The organism is Rhizobium sp. FG96, assembly GCF_057808655.1.
Genome location: NZ_JBMDIL010000017.1, coordinates 1 through 24,191, shown reverse-complemented (window position 1 = coordinate 24,191; position 24,191 = coordinate 1). Strand labels below are relative to the sequence as shown.

The window sequence follows — 24,191 nt, the reverse complement described above, 5'->3', positions numbered from 1 at the left end:
AAGTTCGTGCAAATGGACATCGACGAACTTCAGGAACAGCTTCCTCAGAGCCGTGAATGCGTAAAACTCCGCCCTCTCTCCAAGGCCGGAAAGGTCAGCATGGAGAACCTGCAGTTTTCCGCCGGCAGTTTTGACATCTGGCGGACGGATTGTGGCATCGGCGTCGAGGCAAGTTTCGATGCCCCTCCCGACTCGTGTGCTCTGTACCTTCCAATAGCGGGGGCAATGGAAGTTCGTTGTCGCGGCCTCGATCTCGTTTCCAAGTCAGATAGTATTCTGGTCGGCAAACTGCAGCAGACGGAGTTCGTTCGTAAGCATGCGGGACGCTCGCATATCGGCGTCACCTTCAGCCAGAACGCTCTCAAACGGGAACTGAGCTTGTTACTCGATCGGCCTGTGACGGGGGATGTGGATTTCGCGATTGAGATCGAAGCCAACACGACCTTGCACGGATATCTCATGTCCTTGGGAGGCTTGCTGTGGTCGACGTTTGCAAACGACAAAGAAGAAGCCTTGCCACTCCGGTCAACGGAGCTTCTGTTCCGGTCAATGCTCGTATGCATGCTGGAACAGTTGCCACACACCTATTCCAGCGCGCTCAAAGACCCGGCGGCGGCCGCTGTGCCTCGCCACGTGAAGCGAGCGATAGACTTCATGATGGCTCACCTTGATACGTCGCTAGAGATGGCGGACCTCGCAATAGCCGCTGGTGTGAGCATCCGCGCTCTGCAATCAGCATTCCAGCAGTTCAAGGACACGACCCCATCCGACTACTGGCGGCAATTGCGGTTGGAAGCCGTCCGGCGCGATTTTCTCGTTTCGGGAGACTTGACGGTCTCAGCTGTGGCCAGACGCTACGGGTTCGTCCACATGGGCCATTTTTCAGCTCTCTACAAAGCGGCTTTCGGGGAATTGCCTAATGAGACAATTCGCAGGGGTCGGGAAAGCCAAGCCCAGCGCGATTGAAAGAGGCGGGCGGAGACCTTGAAGGGTTTTCCAACCTTGCCCGGCCGGTTCGTTTAGATAGGCGCCGTTTCCATCGACGGTCGCTTTCTTCCCGGATATCCCTGTGGCGTGCCGAATATCCGAAATCCGCAACCTATTTGTTCGCCTTCATCTGGCCAATATTTGATTAATCACAAATTTACAATTGAGCCCAATTCTGGGCTTTATCGGAAAGGCGGATGAACGCCGGGGCTGGCAGGATGTCGGATTTCGATACGACCGGGGTCTGTGCCTGGTCGATATCAACTTTCACCGCCATCGAGACTACTGCGTCAGCTCATCCTTACGATCCGCCGGTTCCCAATTTCTCCTAATACAGCGTCGTTGCGAAATGCCGTGAGGGCTATTCGCTACTGGAAGGCGTGCGGGAAGGAGATGGAATGTCACAATGCTGGTGGCGCTGAAAGACCAACGAATTGCATGATTTAGGGGAATACTCTCAAAATGTCTAATCTCATTTCCTTTCCCAGTACCAGGTTCCAACAGCATTCATCCCCTGAGCTGCGGGCTGTACGTGACCAGATTCTGGAGGTCTATGCACAGCTCGAAGAGATCCGCATGGCGATAACTGCTTCTGCATCGCAAGGCGCTGCCGCACCTCGAATTCAATTGCTGGATCATACGGAGTTTGGTCTCTGGGCCGCGAACGGGCGGGGTGCTGCCTCCGAACTTGCCGGCGAGGGCTGATGAGATGCCGTTTGCTGGACAGCTCATAAGCGAACACAACAAGTCCATGGGTCGGTATATTCGGTCGATCAGCCGGCAATACCTTAACACGGTCATCATTATGATGTTGTTGATCGGGGCTACGTGCGCGACGGTGCTGGTGGCGCTGGACCGCCACTCGCTGCAGCAGAACATCAGCTTTCTGACCAGCAATCAGTTCATACGGTTTCAACAACTCGCCAACCAGACCCGTGCTCTGATGCGCGCTTCGGCTGACCTCAAGCTGCCCGAATATATTGTCGATGCGATGCGTGACGACATCCTCCAGGCAATTACGGACCTCCGCTCCGTGGCGAGCCGGTTGGAAACCATGCATGCAGAAATCAAGGGGAACTACCTTGAACGTCTACTCCCCCAGGACGAGGCGTTTGAGCGCGCAAGAGAGGATTTGGGCAAGTCTGTAGTGGAATTCCTTGGGCGAGCTGAGCAAATCGCAACGGCCGGCACGCAAGAGAGGCGGGATCGATATTCGTTCTGGGGAGCGATAGATTTTGCGGCAGCATCCGACAGCATGTTGATGCGCGGATTTTCAGATCTCAGTCAGCGTACTCACGAACGAAGCACGCTCAGTGTCTACAACGCGAAACTTGCGGGCGTGTGTCTTCTTGCGCTCATCGCAATGACCGTCCTCGTCACAGCCACGCTGGTGTTCCGCCCCCTGCTGCAGAAACTGCGCAATGAGCATTTCCGGACCGTAGACTACCAGTCCAAACTGGAGCATCTTGCGCATACGGATGGTTTGACGGGGCTTGGCAATCGCTCCCAGTTCAACACCGTTCTTACGCATCTTGTCTCTGAACTCGGACGCAAGGATCCGGGTTTTTCAATACTCCTGGTCGATCTCGATCACTTCAAGGGTATCAACGACAGCTTCGGTCATACTGCCGGAGATGCGATCCTCCGGCATGTCGCAGAGGCGCTTCGGCAGGTTGTGCGTGCAGGTGATACGGCAGTGCGTCTTGGGGGAGACGAATTCGCGATGCTTCTTCCTGGCGTGACGGATGCGTCATTATTAATTTCTATTGCGGAGCGCATAAGGCAGGCCATTGCCGAAGATATCGTCTTCGAGGGGCGAATTCTTCGGACGTCGGCATCCGTTGGTGGGGCTATCGCGCCTCTTCATGCAAATGATGGCACCGGTCTGCTGCAAGCGGCCGATGTGGCTTTGTACGCCGCCAAGGGGGAACGTAGTGCCGCCGTCGTCATCGACGAAGCTGCACTTGCCAACCGGATCGAGGACACTCAGCTCTTGGCTGCACTTGCCACCGCAGCCGACCGACAGGAGTTTGTCGTTCACTATCAGCCAAAGGTCGACCTCCTCACAGGCAAGCATGTGGGGTTTGAGGCGCTGGTGCGCTGGCAGCACCCATGTTTCGGATTGCTGCCGCCCGGTCGGTTCCTGCCATTGATGGATGGCACCCAACTCATGAAGGGTATGACCAAGGCAGTCATATCGACTGTTGGCCGTGACCTTCGTTTCTGGAAGCGTTCCGGCTTGGCGCCCGGCACCGTCGCCATCAACCTGCCAGAGATGCTTCTCCTGACGGACGAAAGCTATGATATCTTTGCGAAGGTAATCCGAGAAAACCGCCTTGAATGGAGCGATTTTTCTGTCGAGATCACAGAAGATGTATTCCTCAACCGAGGTTCCCAGCGGATTCTCAACGCTGTGGAGGGATTTCGTCGACAGGGCGTTTCCGTGTCGCTCGACGATTTTGGCACTGGGTTTGCTTCCTTGGTCCATCTGCGGGACTTCCCCTTCGACGAACTGAAAATCGATCGTAGCTTCGTTTCCGGCATCGAAACGGATCCGCGGTCGGCACAAATCATCCGCGCAATCGTGGACCTCTCCAACAATCTCGGAAAACGATGCGTCGCCGAGGGTATCGAGACGGATGCCCAAAGCCGCTTCCTTCTCGAGATCGGCTGCGAGCTGGGTCAAGGCTACCTGTTCGGCAAACCCGCGCCCGCTGAGATTGCGGTCTCTCACATTCCTGCGGTCCAATTCGTACCGTTTGTCGAAACAATCCACCCGGTCGCCGCGGGCGCACATTGACGCATCATTCCGGAGCAAATGCAAAATGACCTTTTCAAACAAAGCAAAGCATCTTGGTCTGGTTCTTGCGCCACTGGTATTTGGCCTGCCCTCCAGTCCTGTTTCGGCAGACGAGCGCGGCGCCATCGATGTCGTCCATTATTGGGTGTCGAAGAGTGAGGCACGAGCGCTCGACGTGTTTCGGGATGCTTGGTCGCGTGCGGGAAACCGTTGGATCGATCTTCCTATGGAAAACAAGGTTGCCGTTCAACGCACAGTGAGTGATCGCGTCGCCAGCGGCTACGCACCCGCGGTCATGCAGTGGAACGCCAATGAAGGTTCCCGGGAATTGCCGGAAATGGGAATCGTCCTGGATCTGGAAGAGGTTGCCGCGGCAGACCGCTGGCGTGAGGTGCTACCTGCGACCGTGGTTGATCGGATAAGCTTCAAGGGGAAGATCTACTTCGCACCAACGAACATTCATGCCGAGAACTGGCTGTGGACCAGCAAGGCCCTCTTTGATCGGCTGGGACTTCCGGCGCCGAGGACGTGGGAGGAAATTATTGGCGCTGCCGACAGGATAAAACAGGAGGGGCATGTTGCTCTCGCACTGGGAGGCGGCCGCTGGGAGATCTCGCTCATATTCAATAACATCATGTACCAGCAGCTGGGTTCGCAAGGATATGCCCGCGTAATCCGGGGTGACGCGTCGATGATACGTGATCCCCGGATGGCTGAAGCGCTCTCGATGTTGCGACGACTGTCCAGCTATGCTGAGCCTGCGCAGCGGCGGGTGGGCAAAACCTGGGCGGATGCTGCTGCGGCGGTGGGAAGCGGGGATGCCGGCATGCAGTTCATGGGTGATTGGGCCAAGGGAGAACTGATGACAAGAGGCTATGTCTTGGACAAGGACTTCCAATGCAGCCTCGTGCCGGGTACGGAAATCGCCTACTTCATGGTCGTCGATGCCTTCGCCTTCCCGATTACAAATCGCGAAGCTTCAATCAAAGCACAGCGGGATTTTGCCCGCGTGGTCATGGACCCGGTCAATCAGGTTGCTTTCAGCGGGCTCAAGGGATCACTTCCCGTACGGACAGACGTGGATCCGAGTAACCTTGATCGCTGTGGTCGTCTTGGATTGGAAATGATCGCAAGGAACAGCGACGTTAGCGCCCAATCCATGGCAATGCCCGCCCAGATGTCCGAAGCATTTATCGCGGTTCTTGCGAACTTTTTCGACGATGATCGCATACCCGTCGAAAGCGCTCAGGAGCAGCTTTATGCTGTCCTAAGCAAGAAATAGGCTCATCAGGGGAAGTGAGCGCTGATCACTCGCAACGGCCGGAGTGCCAGAGCGGGCCGCGGAGGTAGATGAGCCGAGCATAGCACATGCGGTGGCGGTCGTGTGCCTGCCAAGCAATTGATCGCGTCGGAATGACCGCTCATTTTTCATCCCGACAGTATCGGCCGATAATATCCGAAATTCGCACGCGATGTCCCATGGGCGCAGCTAAGGGTGAAGGGTCAAGCACCTATGGGTTTCGGTTAACACCAAATTAACCAGGTCGGCCAAATTTGGGGTCGTCGAGAAAGGCGGATGAGCGCCAAAGCCGGACATGATGACGGGTTTCGACGTGATTGAGGCACTGCCCGATCACCGTTTCAGCCATTTTAATCGAGGTCGGGAATGTCGAGCCAGTCCGCCATGCATACCTGCAGCAACTCCGTCCAGAGTGCTGCAGCTGTAGTCTCAAAGTCAAAAAGTCAGAGTGTCGAGCGTCGTCTCGATTTCATGCAACTCGATCAGGAAGGACGCGCCGGGATCCGATCGCTGAAGGCCCTCGTCGAACGCGAACTGCCACATGGCCTCGACAAATTCTACACGCAACTGCGAATAACCCCCGAAGCCAGCCGCTTCTTCTCCTCCGATGATCACATTTCCCGCGCCAAGGGCGCACAGATGGGTCATTGGGTCAATATCGCGGACGGCAACTTCAACGAGGATTATGTTGCCAAGGTGCGGACGATTGGCACGGTGCATGCCCGCATCGGCCTGGAGCCACAATGGTATATCGGTGGATACGCCATCATTCTCGACCATCTGATCAACAGCGCCGTCGAAGAGATATTCCCGAAGGGCGGGATGTTCTCGAAGAAGACGATGAAGCCGGCAGAGTTCGGCAAAGCACTCGCCGGTCTCGTGAAGGCCGTGATGCTGGACATGGACCTGGCGATATCCGTCTATATCGACGAGGCGGAGATCGCCAAGCAGAAGGCCCAGACAGAAGCCATCGACGCGGAGCGTCAGCTCGTCTGCAACTGTTTCGGCAAGGCGATGGCGGCAATCGCCGCCAAGGATGTGAGCTACCGGATCGATGACGATCTACCGGCGGCCTATCATGTGCTGCGAGACGACTTCAACAATGCACTGGAACAGCTGTCGACGACGATCCAGCATATTGATGGTGCCGCGACCCAGATCAGCGCCGGCGCGCAGGAGATCCGCTCTGCCGCCGATGATCTCGCCAAGCGCACCGAACAACAGGCCGCCTCGATCGAGGAGACGGCGGCGGCGCTGGAGGAGATCACGACAACTGTCAAGGATTCGAGCCGACGCGCGGAAGAGGCTGGGCACCTTGTTGCCAAGGCCCGTGCAGGCGCCGAAAAGTCCGGCCAGATTGTTCAGCAGGCCGTCTCCGCCATGGGTGCGATCGACAGCTCATCGCGGGAAATCTCCAGCATCATCGGGGTGATCGACGAGATCGCCTTCCAGACCAACCTCCTGGCGCTCAATGCGGGTGTCGAAGCCGCAAGGGCCGGCGATGCGGGTAAGGGCTTTGCCGTTGTCGCCCAGGAAGTCCGCGAACTGGCGCAACGCTCGGCCAAGGCCGCCAAGGAGATCAAGGAACTGATCAACAATTCCGGCGAGCAGGTAAAGGAAGGTGTATCGCTGGTCGGGCAGACCGGTGAAGCTCTGACGGAGATCGTCGGCGAAGTGAAAGAGATCGACCGTCACATCGGGGCGATCGTCAGGGCATCCAGCGAGCAGGCGACCGCTCTTCAGGAGATCAATACTGCCGTCAACACGATGGATCAGGGAACGCAACAGAACGCCGCGATGGTGGAAGAATCCACTGCTGCAAGCCATGCTCTGGTCCAGGAGGTCAGCCGTATCACGGGTATGCTCAGCGATTTCAACACCGGCCGAGGTTCGATCGCGCGTCCTCGCCCTGTTGGGAAAGCCACTGTGCACGCGGCGTCCTCTCCGGCGCGCGACCTTCGGTCGAAACTGCGTGAAACATTTGCCAGTCAGGGCAATGCAGCAATCGCTACCGGAGATTGGGAGGCGTTCTGAGAACGCGGACTGAGCGATTGCTCAGTGGTGTCCATTCCGTCGGGCTCTGTCCGCGTTCGCGGTGAAGTGCAGCCAGGAACAGCGCAGAGCACTTCGTTTTTCGGTCCCATCGCTGGAGCGAGAACCCTGTTTTGGGGTCCCTCGTGGAACGGAGCCGGGTCGCCATTTGCCAGACAAAAAATATGAAGAGCAAAGGCGCCCGGCCATCAGGTTTGCACTGGCCCATGGCTCCCAAAGAGAATTTTGACCATGAAGATTATTCACCACCTTATTTTACGTTTGAGCGCCGACCGGCACGGCGGCATCGCGATCATGGCGGCAATACTGCTGCCGGTCATCATTGGTTTTGCTGCTTTGTCCGTCGAGTATGGATACGGGTTGCTGGTCCGGGACGAAAATCAGCGCACTGCTGATCTGGCATCTTACGCGGGCGCGCTCGCCTATAGTGAAACAAGCTCGCAGGATCGGATGAGGTCTGCCGCGCTCAATGTTGCGAAGCTCAACGGCGTCGATCCCGCGAACGTTTCCGTCTCGCTTGCGGCGTCACCGAAAAACGAAAAGCTCCAGGCGGTATACGTTGAGGTGAAGACGACGAACACGCTGTTTCTGGCGCCGGTTCTAGGGGTGAAACCTCAGCTTGACGTCGCAGCAGAGGCCTATTCTTCGTTTGGCGCGGCGGAAAGTGCCTGCATCATCGCGCTTGATAAATCGGGAACAGGCGTGACGCTTTCCGGTGGTGTCCAGGTCGGCGCGCCAAATTGCTACGTGGCCTCTAACAACGATCTGATCGCACCATGTGGTACCAAGATCACAGCCAAGAGTGCCACCTACTTTGAGGGTTCTTCGCAGCCCTGTCCGTGGACAGCGAACATTGTGAAAGGCGACGGCAGCGAAGCTCCCGTCACCAAGCAGTACACCTCCGATCCCTTGGAAAATCACGCGGGCGTGGCGGAACTCAATGCTCGCCTCGACATAATTCGGAAGGCGTCCTGGCCGACTGAGGCTTCGGTCACCAAAGGCAAGGACATCGAGTTCGGTGGCAGCACCTCACCCCCGGACACTGCCGCCGCCCTGCAGGCCATTGGATGCAGCTACGATCCGGCCAACTACAATCAGTACTGGATGGACAAGTGGGATGTGACCTGCAGCGGTTCCAAGATCAACATCGGCTCGTTGCTTGTCCACGGCAACCTCCAGGTGAAGTTCAACGTCTCGGGGGTCAAGTCGACAGTCTATAACTTCTCGGGCAGGATTCAGAACGACTTCGGCACGAAGCTCGAATTCGGTGACGGCACGTTCAACGTCGAGAAGGGGGTCTATGGTGCGGACCTGACATTTGGAACTGGTTCGTTCCACTTCGGCATGGGAGGCGAGAAATGTGGTGATGCCCGCTATAGCCTCTGTGCCTCGGGCAAAGTCACCATAGATGGACCAAGCGCCTTCGTGTTTGACGCAGGTTTCTACACGGGTGCAGGCGCCACACTCAAACTCGGGGCCGGTACGTCCAACAGCTACACCATCGGGAAATCCAGCGGCGACAACGCCATCGGGCTTGATGGCGGCTCCATCACGGTCATGGCGGATGCCAGCACCGGAAAGGGTGTTTTCCGCCTGAACGGAGATCTGAACGGCGGTGGTGGCGGTAGCTGCATCACCATCCCCGCAAGCGCCGAGCATGACATATCCGGAAACGTCAATCTGGCAGGCGGTGCACGACTTGGCGCTGGTACCTATACCGTTGACGGGTACTTCTCGGTGAATACCGGCGGCTCCGCATGCAGCGACAACGTCGCGGTCTCCGGCAAGGACGTCACCATCGTCCTGTCAGGCACCGAAACACCTTCTGATTGGGAATGTAGCGGAAAGTCATTCTGCCTGACCGGCGGCAACGCCATCACGCTCAACGCCCCGAAATCCGGCCCCTATGCGGAATTGGCGGTTATCGGTCCGCAGTCTTCCAAGAATACGACAGGCGCTGAGATCACCTCCGGCGGCAGAGCGAAAATCTCGGGCGCCTTCTATTTTCCAAATGGCGTGATCGATTTTGGCGGTGGTGGTCAGCTCGGGGACGCGGGTAACGGCTGTCTGCAACTGATCGGCACGAGCATCTCGCTATCCGGCGGCTCCCAAGCGATGTCCGAATGTACGCAACTGAGTGGAACCCGAAAGGTGGCCTTGGTCCAATGAAGACGTTTCTGAGAATAATGGCGCTGCGAGCACGCGTTCGCCTTGGCCATCCGCTTTTTGTGTTGAAAGACACAAAGGGCAATGCTGCTATCGAATTTGCCTTGGTCGTTCCCATCTTCGCTCTCGTCTTCGTGGCGAGTGTCGATCTGGGAATGCTGGTGTTCTCGCGATTTCAACTGGAGGCGGCCGTCTCGGCAAGCGCCAGCTATGCAATCGCCCATGCCGACCAGGTCGATGGCAGCAACGGTAGCGAACTGGCCAAGAATCTTGCCCTCATGATCGCCAGCAATTATCGGGGCGATGCCACCGCGGCAATACAGGTCAATAACGGTCCGCAGGCCAGTTATGACGGGGCGACGATCAAGATCGGTGGCGTCTCCAGTCAGGCCAATGCCTGCTATTGCCCGAAGGGGAATGCCGCATCTGTCGAGTGGGGGTCGCAAGTCACCTGCAACTCGTCTTGCCCTGACGGCGGGCGTGCCGGACGCTATGTCGCTGTAACGGCAAAGCAGGCATATACCCCGTTCTTCACGATGTTCGATGTCGTCAAGGACGGTTCCATTGCCGCCAACGCAATGGTGCAGACGAAATGAGGTATTCCATACGCAGGTTCATTCGTGAACGTTCCGGCGCCAGCGCCGTTGAGTTTGCGTTGGTCGCGCCGGTCTTTTTGTTGTTGCTGTTTGGTATGATCGAATTTGCCCGGTTGTTCTGGGCGACCCATGCTCTTCACGAAACAGCAATCGCCACGGCGCGTTGCATGGGCATACCGCAGATCCAATGCGAAGACGGTGGAGCCTACAGCTCGGAGAATGCGATCGCATTTGCGAAGTCCAAAGCGGCGGGGTGGCTCATCCAACTTGATCCGACGGCGATCACTCTCGATCGCAGTGCCAGCTGCAACGGTTTGGAAGGTCTTTCAAAGGCGAGGATCGAATACGAGTTCACGACCGTTGTGCCAAATCTCCTGACGTCCCTGGCGGGCGGCACTCAGCTGAAAGCCGAAGCATGCTACACCAACTACTGATGTGGCCGCACGGGGCTCCATACCACGTTGCACGTCCCGACGGTTTGCTCTGCCGTGGATGAGCGGCGGGCGTCCCCCAGAATACGCGCCTTCAAGGGCGCGCGTATCATCTATAACAACGGCGTGGCCACGCGGGATTGCACGATCCGCAATCTGTCTGCAGGTGGCGCCCGGTTGGTCATGGAAACGACGATGGAACTTCCCAACGTGTTCGAGCTGGCGCTGGAAGGCGGTTCTCGGCGTCAATGTGAAATACGTTGGCGTAGGTTTAATGAACTGGGCGTCGAATTTATGGGTGGCAATATACCAACATGAACACAACGAGCTAGCTTCCAGTCTTCTCCGCCCGATACGATGATACTGATGGCCGGATTGTATGTTCGAAACACCGTGCTGAATCGTCCAATGGGACGTCGGGGATGTAGCCAAGTGCGTCGATGATCTGCGACAGCTCTTCCTGCTGGGCTTCGGACTTCTTCTGACGGGCAATGTATTCATCCTGCAGGTTTGCCAGGACGTCGCTGGAAACCGAGGGGTCGCCGCTCGCGCGAGTCCATTCCTCGTAGACAGCCTCATCCGCGGCGAGCAGCCGGCGGTGTTCGTGTATTGCCGACACCGCCAATTCCTCCAACGCTTCCTTCGGCATCGAACAGAACCGCGGATCCCGCTCGCTCTTGTCGGTCTCAGAGGACTCCGCATCGTTCATTCGTTTTTCCTCGAAACTCATTCCTTCACCACTCGAAACGATGCTTTGGTCCCGCACTGTGCGGCCGCGCTACAGACTATCATAAGACCAACATTGCAAATCCGTCGAAGATCGATTGCCCCCAATATCACAGGACATGTCGAATCGGAACTATAGTTCCTAGAACAATAATTCCGATTCAGGTTCCGCTCACGTCATGGATCTCAACGAGGTCATGGCGGTCAATTTGCGTCGAATACGTCATGGCAAGAAACTGACGCAGGAGGAACTGGCGCACCGCACAGGCCTGAGCGCACGCCATATCGGTGCCATTGAACGCGCCGAAATGTCGGCAACCCTCACCGTCCTTGGCCAGATTTCAGAAGCGCTGGGCGTCGAACCCGCCGAGCTTGTGACCAAATCGAACTGATCTGCAAATCGCGCCCGTGGTCGACTGGATTTTAGGGTTCGGAGGCGGTTTCCGCTCCGAAGCCGATGTGCATCGATCGATTGGGACAGCTCGACCACTGAGATTGAGCATGGGTCAAGGCTTTACACGAGCGGCGGGCCGCATTATATATTCTCCACAAGGAGAATGATTATGGCCAGCACATCACACGCCTACACACCCGCCGAGGCGGCGGCTGTCAGCGAGATCGCTGTGAAGTCGGTGCACAATGCGATCGACAAGCGCATCATCGAGACTCATCTCGTTGGTAGCAGGGGTCGAGCACTCACCGATGAGGATCTGCTTCGGTTGAAGCTCTGGTACGGCGTCGGATCGATCTTGTCTGCCGAGCGCCGCAAGCGCCTATTCGATACGATCGACCAGAACCCCGATGCCGAAACTGTTAGGGCAGACGATTATCTCATTATCGACGTTGCGCGAGCACGAGAACAACTGGCCGCGCGGGCCGAGGCGCTTCGAGAAGCCGAACGACTGATTGAAAGCGTGAAAGGCGTCGTGGGCGGCGAGCCGGTTTTCAAGCGAACCCGTGTTCCCGTGCGAACGATTGCCGCGATGAAGACCCAAGGCGCAAGTACAGCGGAAATCGTTGAGGGCTATCCTTCGCTCACCGAGCGCATGGTGGAACTTGCCGAGATCTGGGTTGCGGCCCATCCCGCCAGAGGACGTCCGAGGAAGCTTTCGGAGCAGGGCCTGAAGGTGAAATCCGTGAAGCGCCTGATCCTTCGGAACGAGAACGTCCCTAAAACGTCTGGCTCGACCTCGTGAAGTTTCTTATCGATGAATGCCTTCACACGTCTCTCGTGGCCGTGGCTCAAGAGCACGGCCACGATTGTTTCCATGTAAATTGGCTGGGACTGAGCGGCGAGACCGATTGGGACCTAATGCCTCGGATTATCGAGGAAGATTTCACCTTCGTGACGAACAACGCCCGCGACTTCCGGAAGCTCTATGCCAAGGAAGAGCTGCATGCGGGTCTGGTGATTATCGTCCCGCAGGTGCTGCCTGTGCTGCAACGAGAATTGTTTGCCCTCATATTGCAGGATCTGGCAGGCGCGCAGGATATGGTCAACGCAGTCATCGAAGTAACCCTCGACGGAGAGGAAGCGGTTCTCACGCGCTATTCGCTTCCGGAAGTATAGTCACCTTCCAAGGAAATCATTTTCCTCCGATCCTCGACAGGTCGATCCGCATCTCAGCTGACCCAACGTTCTCGCTTTTCTCGGCGCCTTCAGTGCTTGTATCCGCAGGAGGTATGTCGCTGCTCGCCTCGGCCTCCTCTGGAGGCAATACATTGTCTATCGTCACGCTTTTTCTCGGATCCTCCGCCTGGAACACGCTCACGCCTTCGAACTCGCCGGTCTTCCAGGCGTAGACAGCGTCCTCGAAGATCTGAGGGAAGACGTCATCGCTCTTCGGATTGCCGTACCATTTGGCAACGATCCGCAAGACCTTCGCGAACATCGCCGTTCCCTTGCGAAGGTTTTCGCAAGGATCGACGAGATCAGCCTTTAAGTCGGCCGTATCCTTGACGCCGACACCCGCAGGGAACTGTGTCAAGCCGACGCGGACCACTGCCTGGCCGACATACTGCCGGACGATCGCCATGGCCTCGTCCGGCGTCATCGCCTTCGGGACGAGGATCAATCGGCCACCCGATTTGACCGTGACGGCAAGCGGATCGTTCGAGCCCGCAGCGGTCACGAACTGTTCGACGATTGCCGGCTTCAATGAGGGGTCGGCGCATTGTTGGATCAGGGCAGCGTCGAGCATGAGGTCTCCTCGGGCTTCAGGTGTTGAAGGAAATCAAGAGGGGCTTATCGAACAGACGCGCCCAGGCTTCCGCATTGGCGCGTTGGATGGCGACGATGGATGTCCCCTTGGTCCACCAGCCGTTGCCGACGGCGACAATGACGTCCGGATCGTGGAGCATGGATTGGAGAACGGGCCAGACGATCAGTTGCTCGTAGCAGATCAGCGGTGCGACCCGAGCATCAGCGACCGCCACTACCGGGTCCGCGATGAAATGCGCCCGCGCGCCACCGCTCTGACCCAGCAGGGGACGCCAAGGCTGCCACATCGAGCCCGGGACCGGCATGCGCTCGCGATAAATGACGCGAGCACCGTTACGAGAGAGAGCGACCAGAACATTATCGTATCCGCCCGTATCGACGACCGCAGCGCCGGCAATGACGGTGACGTCAGTGCCCTGCAGCCCATTTACCCAGAGCCGCTCGACGGTCGGCGTCCAGAAGCCCAGGGCGCTCTCGGGGAGGACAATGGTGAGGGCGCCGCCGGATGCTCGATCCTTCACCGTGGCAATCAGATCACGGTGGTGCCTAATGCTGACGTCGCGACCGAGTGAAGCGCCGAATTCGAGATCGACGCCCCGCCACGCTTCCGTTAGCTTCGGCTCGTCCCAGGTTGCGGCGGACCAGATCCAAAAGCCTGCCAGGACAATCGCGACAGCTGGCCACATGCGGGTTACGAGGCCCATGAGGCCGGCTGTCGCGGCAAGGAGCCCCCACCATCCCCATCCCGGAAACAGCACGCCCGCGGCCGTGATCGGATGCGCCCAGCCGGTGATACCGATTGGCGGAATGGCCATGAGCAAGACTGCCGCGAGGTAGCGAAACGGTCGTGTACGTTCGCATCTCGTCCAGAACATTGCGTGGACACCGACAAAGCCCAGCGATGCGCTGAGCCAGAGCAGCAGTCCCGGCCAGAGGTCGGAGGAATAGAAGGTGGCAACGCCCTGCGGCAGACCGCGTGATGCAGCGAGGAAATAACCGGCGGAAACCGCTGCGGCCGCCAGTCGTGACCGCGCAAGCGCCCAGAGGGTTGGAAACGTGCATGCGAGCGGAAGGAAAAGGACGTGACCGCTCCACGCCACCGTTCCGGCGATGATTGAAGCGGCAATCAACAGGACCGGCCGAACGCGCTTACGGCACATAGGTGAGCACCGGTTGCGCCAGGCCGAGGATGCCCGAAACGGGAAGGGGACCGAAGTAGCGGGAGTCGTAGGAGCTCCTGTGCGGTGAATGGAGGAAGACGCTTTGTGCCGGCACGGCGCCGCCGAAATACGGCACCATCGGCCGACCCTTGCCGTCGCGCTGAGCCAGATCGGAGAAAGGGATCGCATGCCCGTCGATCGTTACGCCCGCACCGATTTCGACATGCTGCCCGGGAACCGCGATGACCGTCTTGATGAGCGGAGCGACCCCGCCCGGGCAGGTTCCGAAGCGGAGATAGCCACGCGCTCTGGCCTCTCGCATGACAGGCGTTTGCGGAGGGCAAATGAAGACGAGATCGCCTGCCGATACCACTCGATTGAGCGCCGAGATGCGCCATATCCCGAGGGGCTCGCTCGGCGTCAGGTTGATGCGGTAGCCGCCGATCTTGGCGGCAGCGGCACTGCCCCCAACGACGGTTGCCGCCACCAACAAAAGCACGACGGCATTCGATCGTCGCGCAGGTCGCATCCGACGTACAGAGACTTGCGCCGTCATTTCAGGGACAGTCCCTGGCTCTTTGTCTGACGCAGGGTTTCCGTCTGTTTCAAAGCCTCCGTCGTGCGCTCATGCGCGGCCAGCTGCTGCGCGGTCCGCATAAAATTCCATGCTGATTGCACTTCGGCCCTCTGTCCGGCCGTCATCCCCGCGGTGACGGTGTTAAATGTCTGTCCGTTGGTGCCTTTTGCGGCAAGAGGCAGGAAGGTCCGCTCGCCGAAACGCTCCGATACAGCTCTCGCAAATCCCTCGAGCTCCGCCTTCACCATTTTGTCGGCAAGCGCATATTCGAGACCGGCCGGCAGGTCGTTGCGGTCGATCGCATCGCGCACACGTTCGAGGGTCTGCTTTGCGTTTGCCGAGAGCGCCGGAATATCGATGGACACCTTCAGACGGACGGCGCGTTCCTCGACCTCATATTTGCGCTCCGCCTCTGCACGCTGGCGCAGATAGCGTTCCAGATTTCGAGCCAGAGCCGGCGCGTTGGTCAGCGCTGTTGCCCGCGCCTGCTTGTCAGTGCCGCTTGCCAGTAGACCGGTCTTGCCTTTCAAGGCGCCGAAGCTTTCCGGTTGATCGCGGATCCTGCCGATGGTGGCATTCGCCACCGCTCCATCCTTCAGCAGTGCGTCGACGTTGATCGCCTTGAACGCGATTCCCGGCTGCGCGTAGACGAGGTGGAAACGGGTCGAAACCTCCTCCCACTGTTTCTTCAAACCGGGATCGGCTGTGACCTTGTCCTCCACCGCCTGGTCGATTGATTTTGCGAAGGTGGTGATGCCGGAAACCATGGGTCTTGCCTTCCTGACAGTGTCATGAATTGGGGATTTCACAGAGCCGATGATGAGCCCGAGCTTGGCGGCGACCGCGGCCAGCCGCGCACCAAGATCGATGAGCTTTTGCTTTTGCCCAACCGTCCATTCCAGCCGATCGCGGAGGAGCGTGCGGGCCACGTTGACGAGATTGAGACCTCGAGCCTCGGCGAAGCGAAGGGCCTGATGGTAGAAGGGACCACCAGCGTAATCGAGGGTCGTTTCCTTGGCGTTCCTGCGCGAGAGGACTGGGATCAAGCCGCCGGCCTTGGCGAAGGATCTTCGGCCGTAATAGACGGCCAGGTCCTCACGATGACGAGTCATGGCGACATAGGTGAGGTGGCGATCAAGAGAAAGAGAACCCAGCACCTTGACCCGATCGACCGTGGCGCCCTGGCTTTTATGGATCGTCGTGGCATAGCCATAATCGAGGTTGTTGTAGAAGCGTTGTTCCACCAGCACCTGGCGCGCAAGCTCGCCATCGCCAACCTGCGCGACGATGCGGCCCGGCCCGGTCTCAACGACCTTGGCCAACATGCCATTCTTGACGCCGAGCGATCCTTCGTTCTTGAGGAACACGATCTGGTCGCCCACGGCAAAATTGCGATCGCCGTCCGCCGTCTTGAACATAGCTCCCTTGTCGAGAACCCCGCGCTCGATGAGTTTGATGCGCGCCATCTGGTTGAGCATGCGAACGTCCCTGCGCAAATGAGCCAGGATCAGCGACGTCTTCGCCGGATCGTAATCGCGGTCCCAGGCGGCGATGAGGTTGTCGACGGCGTCGGCCTTCAGATCCCACCCGATCACCTTGCCATTGGCACGGTAGGCGTCGACTGCCTTGCCGACGTTGCCGCGCGCCAGGTCGAGCGAGGCATCGCGCATCCATTGCTGGCGCTGGCGATAGATGGTTTCGAGTTCCGCATACCCAATGCGATCGGAAATCGCCCGAAACGCGGCGCCTGCTTCGATCGGTTGGAGCTGTTCGGGATCGCCGATGAGAACGAGCTTGGCGCCGGCCTTCGTCACCGCTTCGACGAACAGCGCCATCTGCCGCGACGACACCATGCCGGCCTCGTCCAGAACGAAGACCGTCTTGCTGTCGAGCTGGTTTCTTCCCGCATTCCAGCGAAGCTCCCAGGACGAAAGTGTCCGAGAAGGGATTCCCGCTTCTTTCTCCAGCCCTTCGGCCGCCTTGCCGGCAAGTGCGCCACCGACGACCCGATAGCCGGCCGCCTCCCAGGCTTCGCGTGCCGCCTTCATCATCGTCGTCTTACCGGCGCCGGCGCGGCCGATCACCGAGGCAATCCGCTCGGCTCCCGCGACGTGCTCGATCGCAGTTCTCTGCTCATCCGACAGGCGGTCATGACGGGCAAAAGTCGCGGCGAGCACCGGATCCCGCACGCCATGTGACGACCGTTGCGATAGCCAGACGGCGCGATTGGCCATCTGCGCTTCCAGCCGGATCATTTCCCGCGTCGTGTATTTGGCGGGCAATCTGGAACCAGTGGCAAAGTCGATCCGCTCGCGCTCAAGGCGGAACGTGTCGGGATGCAGGATGATCCGGACCATGAGGCTTTGGAACAGGGCGGGATCGTCGATATAACGATGCAGGATCTTGGCGACATCACGCTCGTCGAAGACGCTCTTCTCACGCGTGATCAGGTCGATGACGAGTTTTGGGCTCCGGTCGATCCGTCTCGCGTTTTCGGCTCTGCGCGCATCCTGCAGTTCGATGCGCTCGAGCTCGACCGGCTTCGTAGCAACATCGGCTTTCCGCTCGATCGCTTTGGTCCCGACGCCAAGGTGGATGGTCGGTTCGAGATCGATCCCCTGCTTTTCGAAGGAGCGGCCGTCGACGCGAAGGTCGAGACCGGCCAGCGCCAGATGCCTGTTCTGGCAGGCAAACCATCCGTCGCGAAACGCGTTGAAATCGTCGATGCCTCCAGCCCAGAGCTCATAGACGATCTTGCCGGCATCGTTGCGGATCGGATTGCCGTCCGGTCCAAGCAGCGCGACCTTCTTGGCGCCGAAACCGTCTTCGGTCAGCGGCCGCAAGGTTGTCATCAGATGAACGTGCGGGTTGCCCGGCGCGTCATGATAGACCCAGTCGGCCACCATGCCGTTCGACGTGATGTGCCGTTCGACGAAATCCCGCACGAGCGCGATATTCTGCTGAGCGCTCAGTTCGATCGGCAGAGCAATGGTGACGTCCTTGGCAAGCTGCGCATCGGAGCGCTTCTCGAAATCTTCGACCTTGTTCCAGAAGGCTTCGGAAGCACCGGCGACCGAACGATCCGCGATCATCGTTCGCAGCCATTCGGGAGCGTCTGCGGGAATAACGAACTCTTCGTGCAGTAATCCGTGCTTGCGAGTGTAGTCGATCGTTCGAGCCTCGCGCTCGAACTCCATCTTGGCGCAGTGCCGGTAGGCCGCCGACAGCACGGCGCTGCGGCCGGAGCCGCGGGCGACAACGCTGACGGAGAAATGGGGGACGGCCACAGCAATTCTTTCCCGGTTGCGAACGAAATCAACAGGTTCGTCGGAAGCGGAAGGCCCCGCCAGGGGCAAAAAGCAGAACGTCGCGTCAGCGACGTATAATTGCGCCCTTCGGATCCGCTCCTTCGGAACGGCCGGGATCATTCACCAAAGCTGGCGCTTTGGCGATTGTAGGATTCACAGTAGTGCGTTCCGCACGCTCCTCCGGGAAACTGGGTTCGAAAGACAAGCTTTCCAACCCAAAGGAGACGTACGGAATGAAAAGGCCATCCTCCAAGATCCGCGACGAAATCGCCAAACTCCAGGAGCAGCTAAAGATCGCCGAGACCCGTGAGGCCGAGCGCATCGGCCGGATCGCCCTCAAGGCCGGACTTGGCGAGATCGAGGTCGACGAGGCAGAGCTGCAGGCGGCCTTCGAGGACCTGGCGAAACGGTTTCGCGGAGGCGAGGTTCGTACGACCGGAGGAAAGAGGGGAGCAGGCGCAGGCGAAAGCAGGGCACCGTCCACGCAGAACGCGACTGGCGCGGCTGCGGGCGGGACTGCTGAGGCTTGAGCGGATGGCGCGCACGACCACATCCGACGCCCGCAAGAAGGACACGCGGGAAAAGATCGAGCTCGGCGGTCTGATCGTCAAAGCGGGCCTTCGATACGAGAAACGGGCGCTGCTGCTGGGCGCGCTCATCGATTTGAGCCAGCGCCTCAAAGCAGATGAGACCGAACGGCCGCGGCTGCTGGCGATCGGCGCGGGGGCCTTTGGCAACAGCGATGAATAGGATCATTCTTTTCATGGCGCCTGTCGTGCTGATGATCCTGGTCGTGATCGGATTGACCGGGATCGAACACTGGCTGTCCGGCTTCGGAAAGACGGAGGCTGCTCGACAGACGCTCGGCCGCGCCGGCATTGCCCTGCCTTATGTCGCCGCGGCGGTCATCGGCATCGTGTTGCTGTTCGCGAGCGCCGGCGCGATCAGGATCAAGACGGCAGGATGGGGCGTCGCCGCCGGAGGGCTAGCGACGATCATTGTCGCCATCGTTCGCGAGGCGATCAGGCTGTCGGCATTCGCGAACCAGGTTCCGGTCGGCAAGTCGCTCCTCTCCTATCTCGATCCGGCGACGCTGATCGGAGCGGCAGCTGCAGCGCTTTCTGCCTGCTTCGCCCTCCGCGTTGCGCTCGTCGGCAACGCGGCCTTCGCCAGTGCCGAGCCCAAACGCATACGCGGCAAGCGGGCGCTGCATGGAGAGGCCGACTGGATGAAAATGCAGGAGGCGACGGGCCTGTTTGCGGAGGGCGGCGGTATCGTCGTCGGCGAGCGATATCGCGTCGACAAGGACAGCGTAGGGACGCGCGCGTTTCGCGCCGATGATCCCGACACATGGGGTGCCGGTGGTAAGTCACCGCTCTTATGCTTCGACGGTTCGTTCGGTTCGTCGCATGGCATCGTGTTCGCTGGTTCCGGCGGTTTCAAGACGACATCGGTGACGATCCCGACGGCGCTCAAATGGGGCGCCTCGCTGATCGTCCTCGACCCGTCGAATGAGGTTGCCCCAATGGTGTCGGCCCATCGCACCAGCGCGGACCGAGACCTGTTCGTCCTCGATCCGAAGAAGCCGGAAACCGGATTCAATGCGCTGGATTGGATCGGGCAATTCGGCGGCACCAAGGAAGAGGATATCGCATCCGTTGCCTCATGGATCATGAGCGATAGCGGCGGTACGCGCGGTGTGCGCGACGACTTCTTCCGGGCCTCGGCCTTGCAGTTGTTGACGGCGATGATCGCCGACGTTTGCCTTTCCGGACATACTGAGAAGGAGAACCAGACGCTTCGCCAGGTCCGCGCCAATCTTTCCGAACCTGAACCGCAGTTGCGCCAACGCCTGCAGGAAATCTACGACAATTCGGACTCGGATTTCGTAAAGGAGAACGTCGCGGCCTTCGTGAACATGACGCCTGAAACCTTCTCCGGCGTCTATGCGAATGCCATCAAGGAAACCCACTGGCTGTCCTATCCGAACTACGCCGCGCTGGTTTCGGGCAAGACGTTTTCGACGGGGGATCTTGCCGATGGAAACACCGACGTCTTCATCAACATCGATCTCAAGACCCTGGAGACGCATGCGGGCCTCGCACGCGTCATCATCGGCTCGTTCCTCAATGCAATTTATAACCGCGATGGTTTGATGAAGGGCAGAGCACTGTTCCTCCTCGATGAGGTTGCCCGCCTTGGCTACATGCGGATCCTGGAGACCGCGCGCGACGCCGGCCGGAAGTATGGCATCACGCTTCTCATGATCTACCAGTCAATCGGCCAGATGCGGGAAACCTACGGCGGCCGCGATGCCGCGAGCAAGTGGTTCGAGAGCGCGAGCTGGATCAGTTTCGCGGCGATCAACGATACGGAAACCGCGGATTACATCTCGCGTCGCTGCGGCATGACGACGGCCGAGATCGACCAGGTCAGCCGAAGTTCGCAGATGAAAGGATCGTCGCGGACGCGGTCGAAGCAGTTGGCCGCACGACCGTTGATCCAGCCGCACGAAGTCCTTCGCATGCGCGCTGACGAACAGATCGTCTTCACGGCGGGGAACGCGCCGCTTCGATGCGGCCGCGCGATCTGGTTTCGGCGCGACGACATGAAAGCTTGTGTTGGCACGAACAGGTTTCACAAGCTTGGAAGCCCACCCGAAGCCCCTCTGATCGAGCCGGCGCGCAGAGCAGCGAGCAAGGTCGATCCAGAAAAATGAAGAGTATCGGAGAAATCAGCGTCGCACGAAAGGGCGGGATTTCGGGAATTCTCGTCGTGCGAGGAGCGGGAAATAGCGCAGCCGCAGGAGCCTCAACAAAGAGGCCCGAAGGGGAGGCGGGACCGACCGCGCCCCGCTCCCGCACACCGTCTGATAGCACGCTTGCTCATAAACGCGGATGAACCGAAGCCGATAAGTTGGGGAATACAGGAGAGGACCGAGGTGACGAAATCGAATGTGGTTCCGTTCAGAAAGCCGAGGAAGTCCGGCAGCAGGAACGATCGACATCGCTGGCAGGGGAAGTCACCCCGATCGGGACCGAGCCGCCCGCGCAAACCCCTGATCGCGATCGTCTGCGCCATGGTCATTGCTGCGGGAGGCTGGCTTGCCTTCGGGGGTATTAATAAGCTTTCTGGGTTTGTGACTGCGGCCAACACACCAACAGCGGATTCATCGTCAGCGGCATTTTCATTCTGCGGTGCAGATCGCCATGTGAACTGCATCGTCGACGGCGATACGTTCTGGTTCGAGGGAGAGAAAATCCGCATCGCGGATATCGACACGCCGGAACTCAGCCCGCCGCGCTGCGAGGCGGAAAGGATCAAGGGCGAGGCCGCGAAAGCACGCCTGCGGGCGCTGCTCAATGCTGGCAAGTTTTCGCTTTCAGCCGGGTTGTGCGACGAAGACAAGTATGGCCGCAAGCTCCGTACCGTGACGCGGGCAGGGCGCTCGCTTGGAGACACCCTCGTCAACGAGGGCCTCGCCCGGCGCTGGGACGGCGCTCGACATGGATGGTGCGGCTGAGAGCCGCGAGAGGATCGTCACCATGGGGCGGAGATCGTGTGCGGGCTCCGTGAGCACCGCGAATAGAGCCGTGCGCCGAAGGCGTCCCGCCCAAGCCTGTCATGACATTTCCGATTTCATCACCGATGTGAATCGATCCACCCCGACCGATTCAAAAGTGTCGTTGGACGCGATTCCCGCGATCGGCGATTCTGATCTCATGATCGCGCAACCCTACCATCTCTATGTCGAACGCACGGATGTCGCGAAGAACATGGCACGCTACTACGCCATGTCGATCGAACCGAACCTCTTTGGCGATGTTTGCCTACTCAGGAAGTGGGGCCGCATTGGCGCGAAGGGTCAAATGATGGTCCATCATTTCGGGCGGGAAGAGGAAGCTGTCGAACTGTTTCTCGATCTGCTTCGACAAAAGCGCAAACGCGGTTACCGCCCGCGCGCCTCTGTGGCAAATTGGGAAAGGCCCGCCGAAGCGGGCCAAGAGGGCGTTTCAGCGACGCCGGTCCCAGTCGGTCTCGAGGGACACTTCGATCTCGACGAAGAAGGGGATCTTGATCACGAGCTTCAAGCCGAGCTTGCCCTTGCGGAAGAAGTGGCTGATCACCTTGCAGAGAGTACGGAGCCGACGGCCGGTGGCGGCGAGGAATTGAGCGAGCTGTTGCATGTTGTTTCTCCTTTCGAATTGCGGTCATCGCGGGGATAGTCGGCAGACCGGAAAGGAGGGACGCACCGAAACGAATGTGGAGGACTTGCCGGCGACTGAATTTTGATCCGCGAGGAGCAGCAGTGCTGTGGGGAAAATTCTGGCGGCGGCAGGTTGCGTCGTGACGAACGGGCTGCAACATCCCCGATGAGAGATGACAGCAGGATCGAAAGGAAGAGGCTCAACTGGTCGCCATCGCTACGATCGCGATGCCTCCTCGACATCCCTATTGAGAGGCGGCTCTCGCCGCCCCTCGGATGAAACTGCACCGCAAGACTGATTATGATTCTGCGTGATCGTCGTAGCTGATACGGGACGCATTTACCGGGGTGCCGGTTTCCCGCGTGATCGCCGTGATGATCGGCGCAAGTGAGCCGAGTTCGTCGTCAGTGAGCGCGATCAGCTCCGGATAGTCGATATCAACGCCGGTATAGTCCGCCGTCAAAGCGATGGCCCAATCGCCGCCGTTGATGCGATATTCATGCGTGTCGAAATCGAATTCGAGATCGTCCAGCAAGTTGATAGTAAAGCGCCCGAATATCTCGGCCTCCCCCTCCAACTGATAGTCGGCGAACTCCTCGCCTCCGGTGAGAACGCTCCGCTCCAGCGCCATGATGATCCGCACGCAGCCAATTGCTGCCTCCAGTCCTTTGATCAGGCGATCGTGGAGCGCTCGCGAGAATTCGCTGTCGCAACCGATGCGGTTTGCGAGGACGACGAGACGGAAGCCTGAAAGCTTGGCGTAGAGCATGATGTTCTGATCGGTTGTCATGATGTGATCTCCTTCGTTGATGACGGAGATCGGCCACTCTGTAGCAAAGAGGGGTCAAGGACCGCGGGACGCGGCTCGCAAGCGGGGGAACCGATTTTTCCAGAGCCTGGCGGCGGAAAAATTGGGGGAGACCGCGCCGTCCTTGACGCCGGATTTGCTGGAGTAGAATGGGAGGTCATAGAGAGAAGAGACCCGCGGACCCGTAGGGGACGCGACCGTCTCCGGCGGGAGCCGGGGGGAGCGTTGAGGGGTGAAATCCCTGACAGCCGGGAGGCCGGTCGAGCCGGCGGACCGGCTCAAATAACAGGAGGAACGAGCCGCTCAGAATGGCGGCTCGGCTTCGACGGCGCCCTCCTGTTCGGCAAGCATGACGGCCAGATCGGCCTCGGCGAGTTGGAGCTCCGCCTCGATTTGACGCCGCTCGGCCGCGCCCCATGCGTTCCTCAGTTCGGCACGCAGTTCCTCGATGTGCTGTTCGATCGTCATCGTCTCATCTCCTTGAGTTCGTGAAAGACGACGACGCGGGGCGGGACGGGATGGCGGGGTCAGGGATCGCGAACGCGACCGCCAGCGGCGGCGAGTGGGGGAGCCGATTTTGTTGGAGCGGCGGGAACCGAAGCGGAGGCAAAATTGGGGGTTGACCGCTCGTCCTTGAGGCCGCCATGCCGGCACGGCATACTGGAGCGCTATGAGCAGACATTTCCGGTTCCGCATGGCACCAGGAAAGCCGGAAGCGGGCTCGATGCCCGCTCCCGGCTTCTCTATTCGGCCGCTTGGCCCCGCCTTGGCGAGCGGGGCCTCGTCCGGATCTCAGTCCCGGTTGGGGCGGGACCAGATCAGCTGGTAGCCGTCCTCGCCTTCGACTTCGG

The 24,191-nt window shown here is 59.3% G+C and carries 22 protein-coding genes and 2 pseudogenes; 17 read left to right on the top strand and 7 right to left on the bottom strand.

Annotation, left to right across the window (positions count from 1 at the left end):
- The first annotated feature begins 12 nt into the window (after nt 1-12).
- The 9 genes from ACODR6_RS27380 (at nt 13) to ACODR6_RS27340 (ending at nt 10,650) form a co-directional block, all read left to right on the top strand.
- Complete coding sequence (locus tag ACODR6_RS27380) at nt 13-966, top strand: AraC family transcriptional regulator (RefSeq protein ID WP_161596384.1); 954 nt, start codon at nt 13-15, stop codon at nt 964-966.
- 483 nt (nt 967-1,449) lie between these two features.
- Nucleotides 1,450-1,692 carry a hypothetical protein gene (locus ACODR6_RS27375; protein WP_142843325.1) on the top strand — a complete coding sequence of 81 codons (243 nt, stop codon included), beginning with the start codon at nt 1,450-1,452 and terminating at the stop codon, nt 1,690-1,692.
- Between the two features lie 100 nt (nt 1,693-1,792).
- Nucleotides 1,793-3,787, top strand: coding sequence for a putative bifunctional diguanylate cyclase/phosphodiesterase (locus ACODR6_RS27370; protein WP_237681479.1), 1,995 nt, complete (start codon nt 1,793-1,795; stop codon nt 3,785-3,787).
- 25 nt (nt 3,788-3,812) lie between these two features.
- The gene (locus ACODR6_RS27365; protein ID WP_142843323.1) at nt 3,813-5,069 is read left to right on the top strand and encodes an ABC transporter substrate-binding protein; all 1,257 of its coding nucleotides are present in this window, start codon (nt 3,813-3,815) and stop codon (nt 5,067-5,069) included.
- Between the two features lie 384 nt (nt 5,070-5,453).
- A complete protein-coding gene (locus ACODR6_RS27360) occupies nt 5,454-7,121 on the top strand; it encodes a globin-coupled sensor protein (RefSeq protein WP_142843322.1) in 1,668 nt (555 codons plus the stop codon).
- A gap of 249 nt (nt 7,122-7,370) precedes the next feature.
- Nucleotides 7,371-9,308 (top strand): pilus assembly protein TadG-related protein, encoded by a 1,938-nt coding sequence (locus ACODR6_RS27355; protein WP_237681478.1) that lies wholly within the window; start codon nt 7,371-7,373, stop codon nt 9,306-9,308.
- Nucleotides 9,305-9,901, top strand: coding sequence for a TadE/TadG family type IV pilus assembly protein (locus tag ACODR6_RS27350; protein ID WP_142843321.1), 597 nt, complete (start codon nt 9,305-9,307; stop codon nt 9,899-9,901). Before ACODR6_RS27355 ends, ACODR6_RS27350 begins: the two co-directional genes overlap by 4 nt.
- Complete coding sequence (locus ACODR6_RS27345) at nt 9,898-10,335, top strand: TadE/TadG family type IV pilus assembly protein (RefSeq protein ID WP_142843320.1); 438 nt, start codon at nt 9,898-9,900, stop codon at nt 10,333-10,335. Before ACODR6_RS27350 ends, ACODR6_RS27345 begins: the two co-directional genes overlap by 4 nt.
- A 54-nt stretch (nt 10,336-10,389) precedes the next feature.
- Nucleotides 10,390-10,650 carry a PilZ domain-containing protein gene (locus ACODR6_RS27340; protein WP_161596383.1) on the top strand — a complete coding sequence of 87 codons (261 nt, stop codon included), beginning with the start codon at nt 10,390-10,392 and terminating at the stop codon, nt 10,648-10,650.
- An 85-nt stretch (nt 10,651-10,735) separates the two neighbouring features.
- On the opposite strand, the pseudogene ACODR6_RS27335 reads toward ACODR6_RS27340, so the two are convergent.
- Nucleotides 10,736-11,041, bottom strand: a pseudogene (locus ACODR6_RS27335) (transcriptional repressor TraM); the annotation flags it as partial.
- A 196-nt stretch (nt 11,042-11,237) separates the two neighbouring features.
- Here ACODR6_RS27335 and ACODR6_RS27330 point away from each other — a divergent pair.
- From ACODR6_RS27330 to ACODR6_RS27320, 3 genes are all read left to right on the top strand, one after another.
- Nucleotides 11,238-11,450 (top strand): helix-turn-helix domain-containing protein, encoded by a 213-nt coding sequence (locus ACODR6_RS27330; RefSeq protein WP_037094533.1) that lies wholly within the window; start codon nt 11,238-11,240, stop codon nt 11,448-11,450.
- Between the two features lie 171 nt (nt 11,451-11,621).
- Complete coding sequence (locus ACODR6_RS27325; protein WP_142913698.1) at nt 11,622-12,254, top strand: DUF433 domain-containing protein; 633 nt, start codon at nt 11,622-11,624, stop codon at nt 12,252-12,254.
- Nucleotides 12,251-12,628 (top strand): DUF5615 family PIN-like protein, encoded by a 378-nt coding sequence (locus ACODR6_RS27320; RefSeq protein WP_142913697.1) that lies wholly within the window; start codon nt 12,251-12,253, stop codon nt 12,626-12,628. Before ACODR6_RS27325 ends, ACODR6_RS27320 begins: the two co-directional genes overlap by 4 nt.
- A gap of 16 nt (nt 12,629-12,644) precedes the next feature.
- On the opposite strand, the gene ACODR6_RS27315 is transcribed toward ACODR6_RS27320, so the two are convergent.
- Genes ACODR6_RS27315 through traA form a run of 4 tightly spaced genes read right to left on the bottom strand, consistent with a single transcriptional unit; the run spans nt 12,645 to nt 18,303 of the window.
- A complete protein-coding gene (locus ACODR6_RS27315; RefSeq protein WP_142913696.1) occupies nt 12,645-13,259 on the bottom strand; it encodes a TraH family protein in 615 nt (204 codons plus the stop codon).
- A 16-nt stretch (nt 13,260-13,275) separates the two neighbouring features.
- A complete protein-coding gene (locus ACODR6_RS27310) occupies nt 13,276-14,439 on the bottom strand; it encodes a conjugal transfer protein TraB (RefSeq protein ID WP_142913695.1) in 1,164 nt (387 codons plus the stop codon).
- Complete coding sequence (gene traF, locus ACODR6_RS27305; protein WP_142913700.1) at nt 14,429-14,968, bottom strand: conjugative transfer signal peptidase TraF; 540 nt, start codon at nt 14,966-14,968, stop codon at nt 14,429-14,431. The genes ACODR6_RS27310 and traF overlap by 11 nt, the downstream gene beginning before the upstream one ends.
- A gap of 23 nt (nt 14,969-14,991) precedes the next feature.
- Nucleotides 14,992-18,303, bottom strand: coding sequence for a Ti-type conjugative transfer relaxase TraA (traA, locus tag ACODR6_RS27300; protein WP_142913694.1), 3,312 nt, complete (start codon nt 18,301-18,303; stop codon nt 14,992-14,994).
- Between the two features lie 254 nt (nt 18,304-18,557).
- On the opposite strand from traA, the gene traC reads away from it, so the two are divergent.
- The 5 genes and pseudogenes from traC to ACODR6_RS27275 form a co-directional block, all read left to right on the top strand.
- Nucleotides 18,558-18,854, top strand: a complete 297-nt coding sequence (traC, locus tag ACODR6_RS27295) for a conjugal transfer protein TraC (RefSeq protein WP_142913693.1) — start codon at nt 18,558-18,560, stop codon at nt 18,852-18,854.
- 4 nt (nt 18,855-18,858) lie between these two features.
- On the top strand, nt 18,859-19,074 hold the full coding sequence (traD, locus tag ACODR6_RS27290) for a type IV conjugative transfer system coupling protein TraD (RefSeq protein WP_142913692.1): 216 nt from the start codon (nt 18,859-18,861) through the stop codon (nt 19,072-19,074).
- Entirely contained in the window at nt 19,067-21,043 is a 1,977-nt protein-coding gene (gene traG, locus ACODR6_RS27285; RefSeq protein WP_142913691.1) for a Ti-type conjugative transfer system protein TraG, read from the top strand. Before traD ends, traG begins: the two co-directional genes overlap by 8 nt.
- Before the next feature lie 360 nt (nt 21,044-21,403).
- Nucleotides 21,404-21,847: a thermonuclease family protein gene (locus ACODR6_RS27280; RefSeq protein WP_193559327.1), complete on the top strand. Its 444-nt coding sequence runs from the start codon at nt 21,404-21,406 to the stop codon at nt 21,845-21,847.
- Between the two features lie 199 nt (nt 21,848-22,046).
- Nucleotides 22,047-22,295: pseudogene (locus ACODR6_RS27275) on the top strand (WGR domain-containing protein); the annotation flags it as partial.
- 535 nt (nt 22,296-22,830) lie between these two features.
- Here ACODR6_RS27275 and ACODR6_RS27270 read toward each other — a convergent pair.
- Together ACODR6_RS27270 and ACODR6_RS27265 are read right to left on the bottom strand one after the other, a co-directional pair.
- Nucleotides 22,831-23,322 (bottom strand): hypothetical protein, encoded by a 492-nt coding sequence (locus tag ACODR6_RS27270; protein WP_142859877.1) that lies wholly within the window; start codon nt 23,320-23,322, stop codon nt 22,831-22,833.
- A gap of 321 nt (nt 23,323-23,643) precedes the next feature.
- Complete coding sequence (locus ACODR6_RS27265; protein ID WP_162854296.1) at nt 23,644-23,808, bottom strand: hypothetical protein; 165 nt, start codon at nt 23,806-23,808, stop codon at nt 23,644-23,646.
- Nucleotides 23,809-24,191: the final 383 nt, after the last annotated feature.

Bases quoted from the DNA above. Each gene is read 5' to 3' on its own strand.
- ACODR6_RS27380 (WP_161596384.1), top strand. From the start codon at position 13: ATGGACATCGACGAACTTCAGGAACAGCTTCCTCAGAGCCGTGAATGC.
- ACODR6_RS27375 (WP_142843325.1), top strand. From the start codon at position 1,450: ATGTCTAATCTCATTTCCTTTCCCAGTACCAGGTTCCAACAGCATTCA.
- ACODR6_RS27370 (WP_237681479.1), top strand. From the start codon at position 1,793: ATGATGTTGTTGATCGGGGCTACGTGCGCGACGGTGCTGGTGGCGCTG.
- ACODR6_RS27365 (WP_142843323.1), top strand. From the start codon at position 3,813: ATGACCTTTTCAAACAAAGCAAAGCATCTTGGTCTGGTTCTTGCGCCA.
- ACODR6_RS27360 (WP_142843322.1), top strand. From the start codon at position 5,454: ATGTCGAGCCAGTCCGCCATGCATACCTGCAGCAACTCCGTCCAGAGT.
- ACODR6_RS27355 (WP_237681478.1), top strand. From the start codon at position 7,371: ATGAAGATTATTCACCACCTTATTTTACGTTTGAGCGCCGACCGGCAC.
- ACODR6_RS27350 (WP_142843321.1), top strand. From the start codon at position 9,305: ATGAAGACGTTTCTGAGAATAATGGCGCTGCGAGCACGCGTTCGCCTT.
- ACODR6_RS27345 (WP_142843320.1), top strand. From the start codon at position 9,898: ATGAGGTATTCCATACGCAGGTTCATTCGTGAACGTTCCGGCGCCAGC.
- ACODR6_RS27330 (WP_037094533.1), top strand. From the start codon at position 11,238: ATGGATCTCAACGAGGTCATGGCGGTCAATTTGCGTCGAATACGTCAT.
- ACODR6_RS27325 (WP_142913698.1), top strand. From the start codon at position 11,622: ATGGCCAGCACATCACACGCCTACACACCCGCCGAGGCGGCGGCTGTC.
- ACODR6_RS27315 (WP_142913696.1), bottom strand. From the start codon at position 13,259: ATGCTCGACGCTGCCCTGATCCAACAATGCGCCGACCCCTCATTGAAG.
- ACODR6_RS27310 (WP_142913695.1), bottom strand. From the start codon at position 14,439: ATGTGCCGTAAGCGCGTTCGGCCGGTCCTGTTGATTGCCGCTTCAATC.
- traF (WP_142913700.1), bottom strand. From the start codon at position 14,968: ATGCGACCTGCGCGACGATCGAATGCCGTCGTGCTTTTGTTGGTGGCG.
- traC (WP_142913693.1), top strand. From the start codon at position 18,558: ATGAAAAGGCCATCCTCCAAGATCCGCGACGAAATCGCCAAACTCCAG.
- traD (WP_142913692.1), top strand. From the start codon at position 18,859: ATGGCGCGCACGACCACATCCGACGCCCGCAAGAAGGACACGCGGGAA.
- traG (WP_142913691.1), top strand. From the start codon at position 19,067: ATGAATAGGATCATTCTTTTCATGGCGCCTGTCGTGCTGATGATCCTG.
- ACODR6_RS27280 (WP_193559327.1), top strand. From the start codon at position 21,404: ATGGTCATTGCTGCGGGAGGCTGGCTTGCCTTCGGGGGTATTAATAAG.
- ACODR6_RS27270 (WP_142859877.1), bottom strand. From the start codon at position 23,322: ATGACAACCGATCAGAACATCATGCTCTACGCCAAGCTTTCAGGCTTC.
- ACODR6_RS27265 (WP_162854296.1), bottom strand. From the start codon at position 23,808: ATGACGATCGAACAGCACATCGAGGAACTGCGTGCCGAACTGAGGAAC.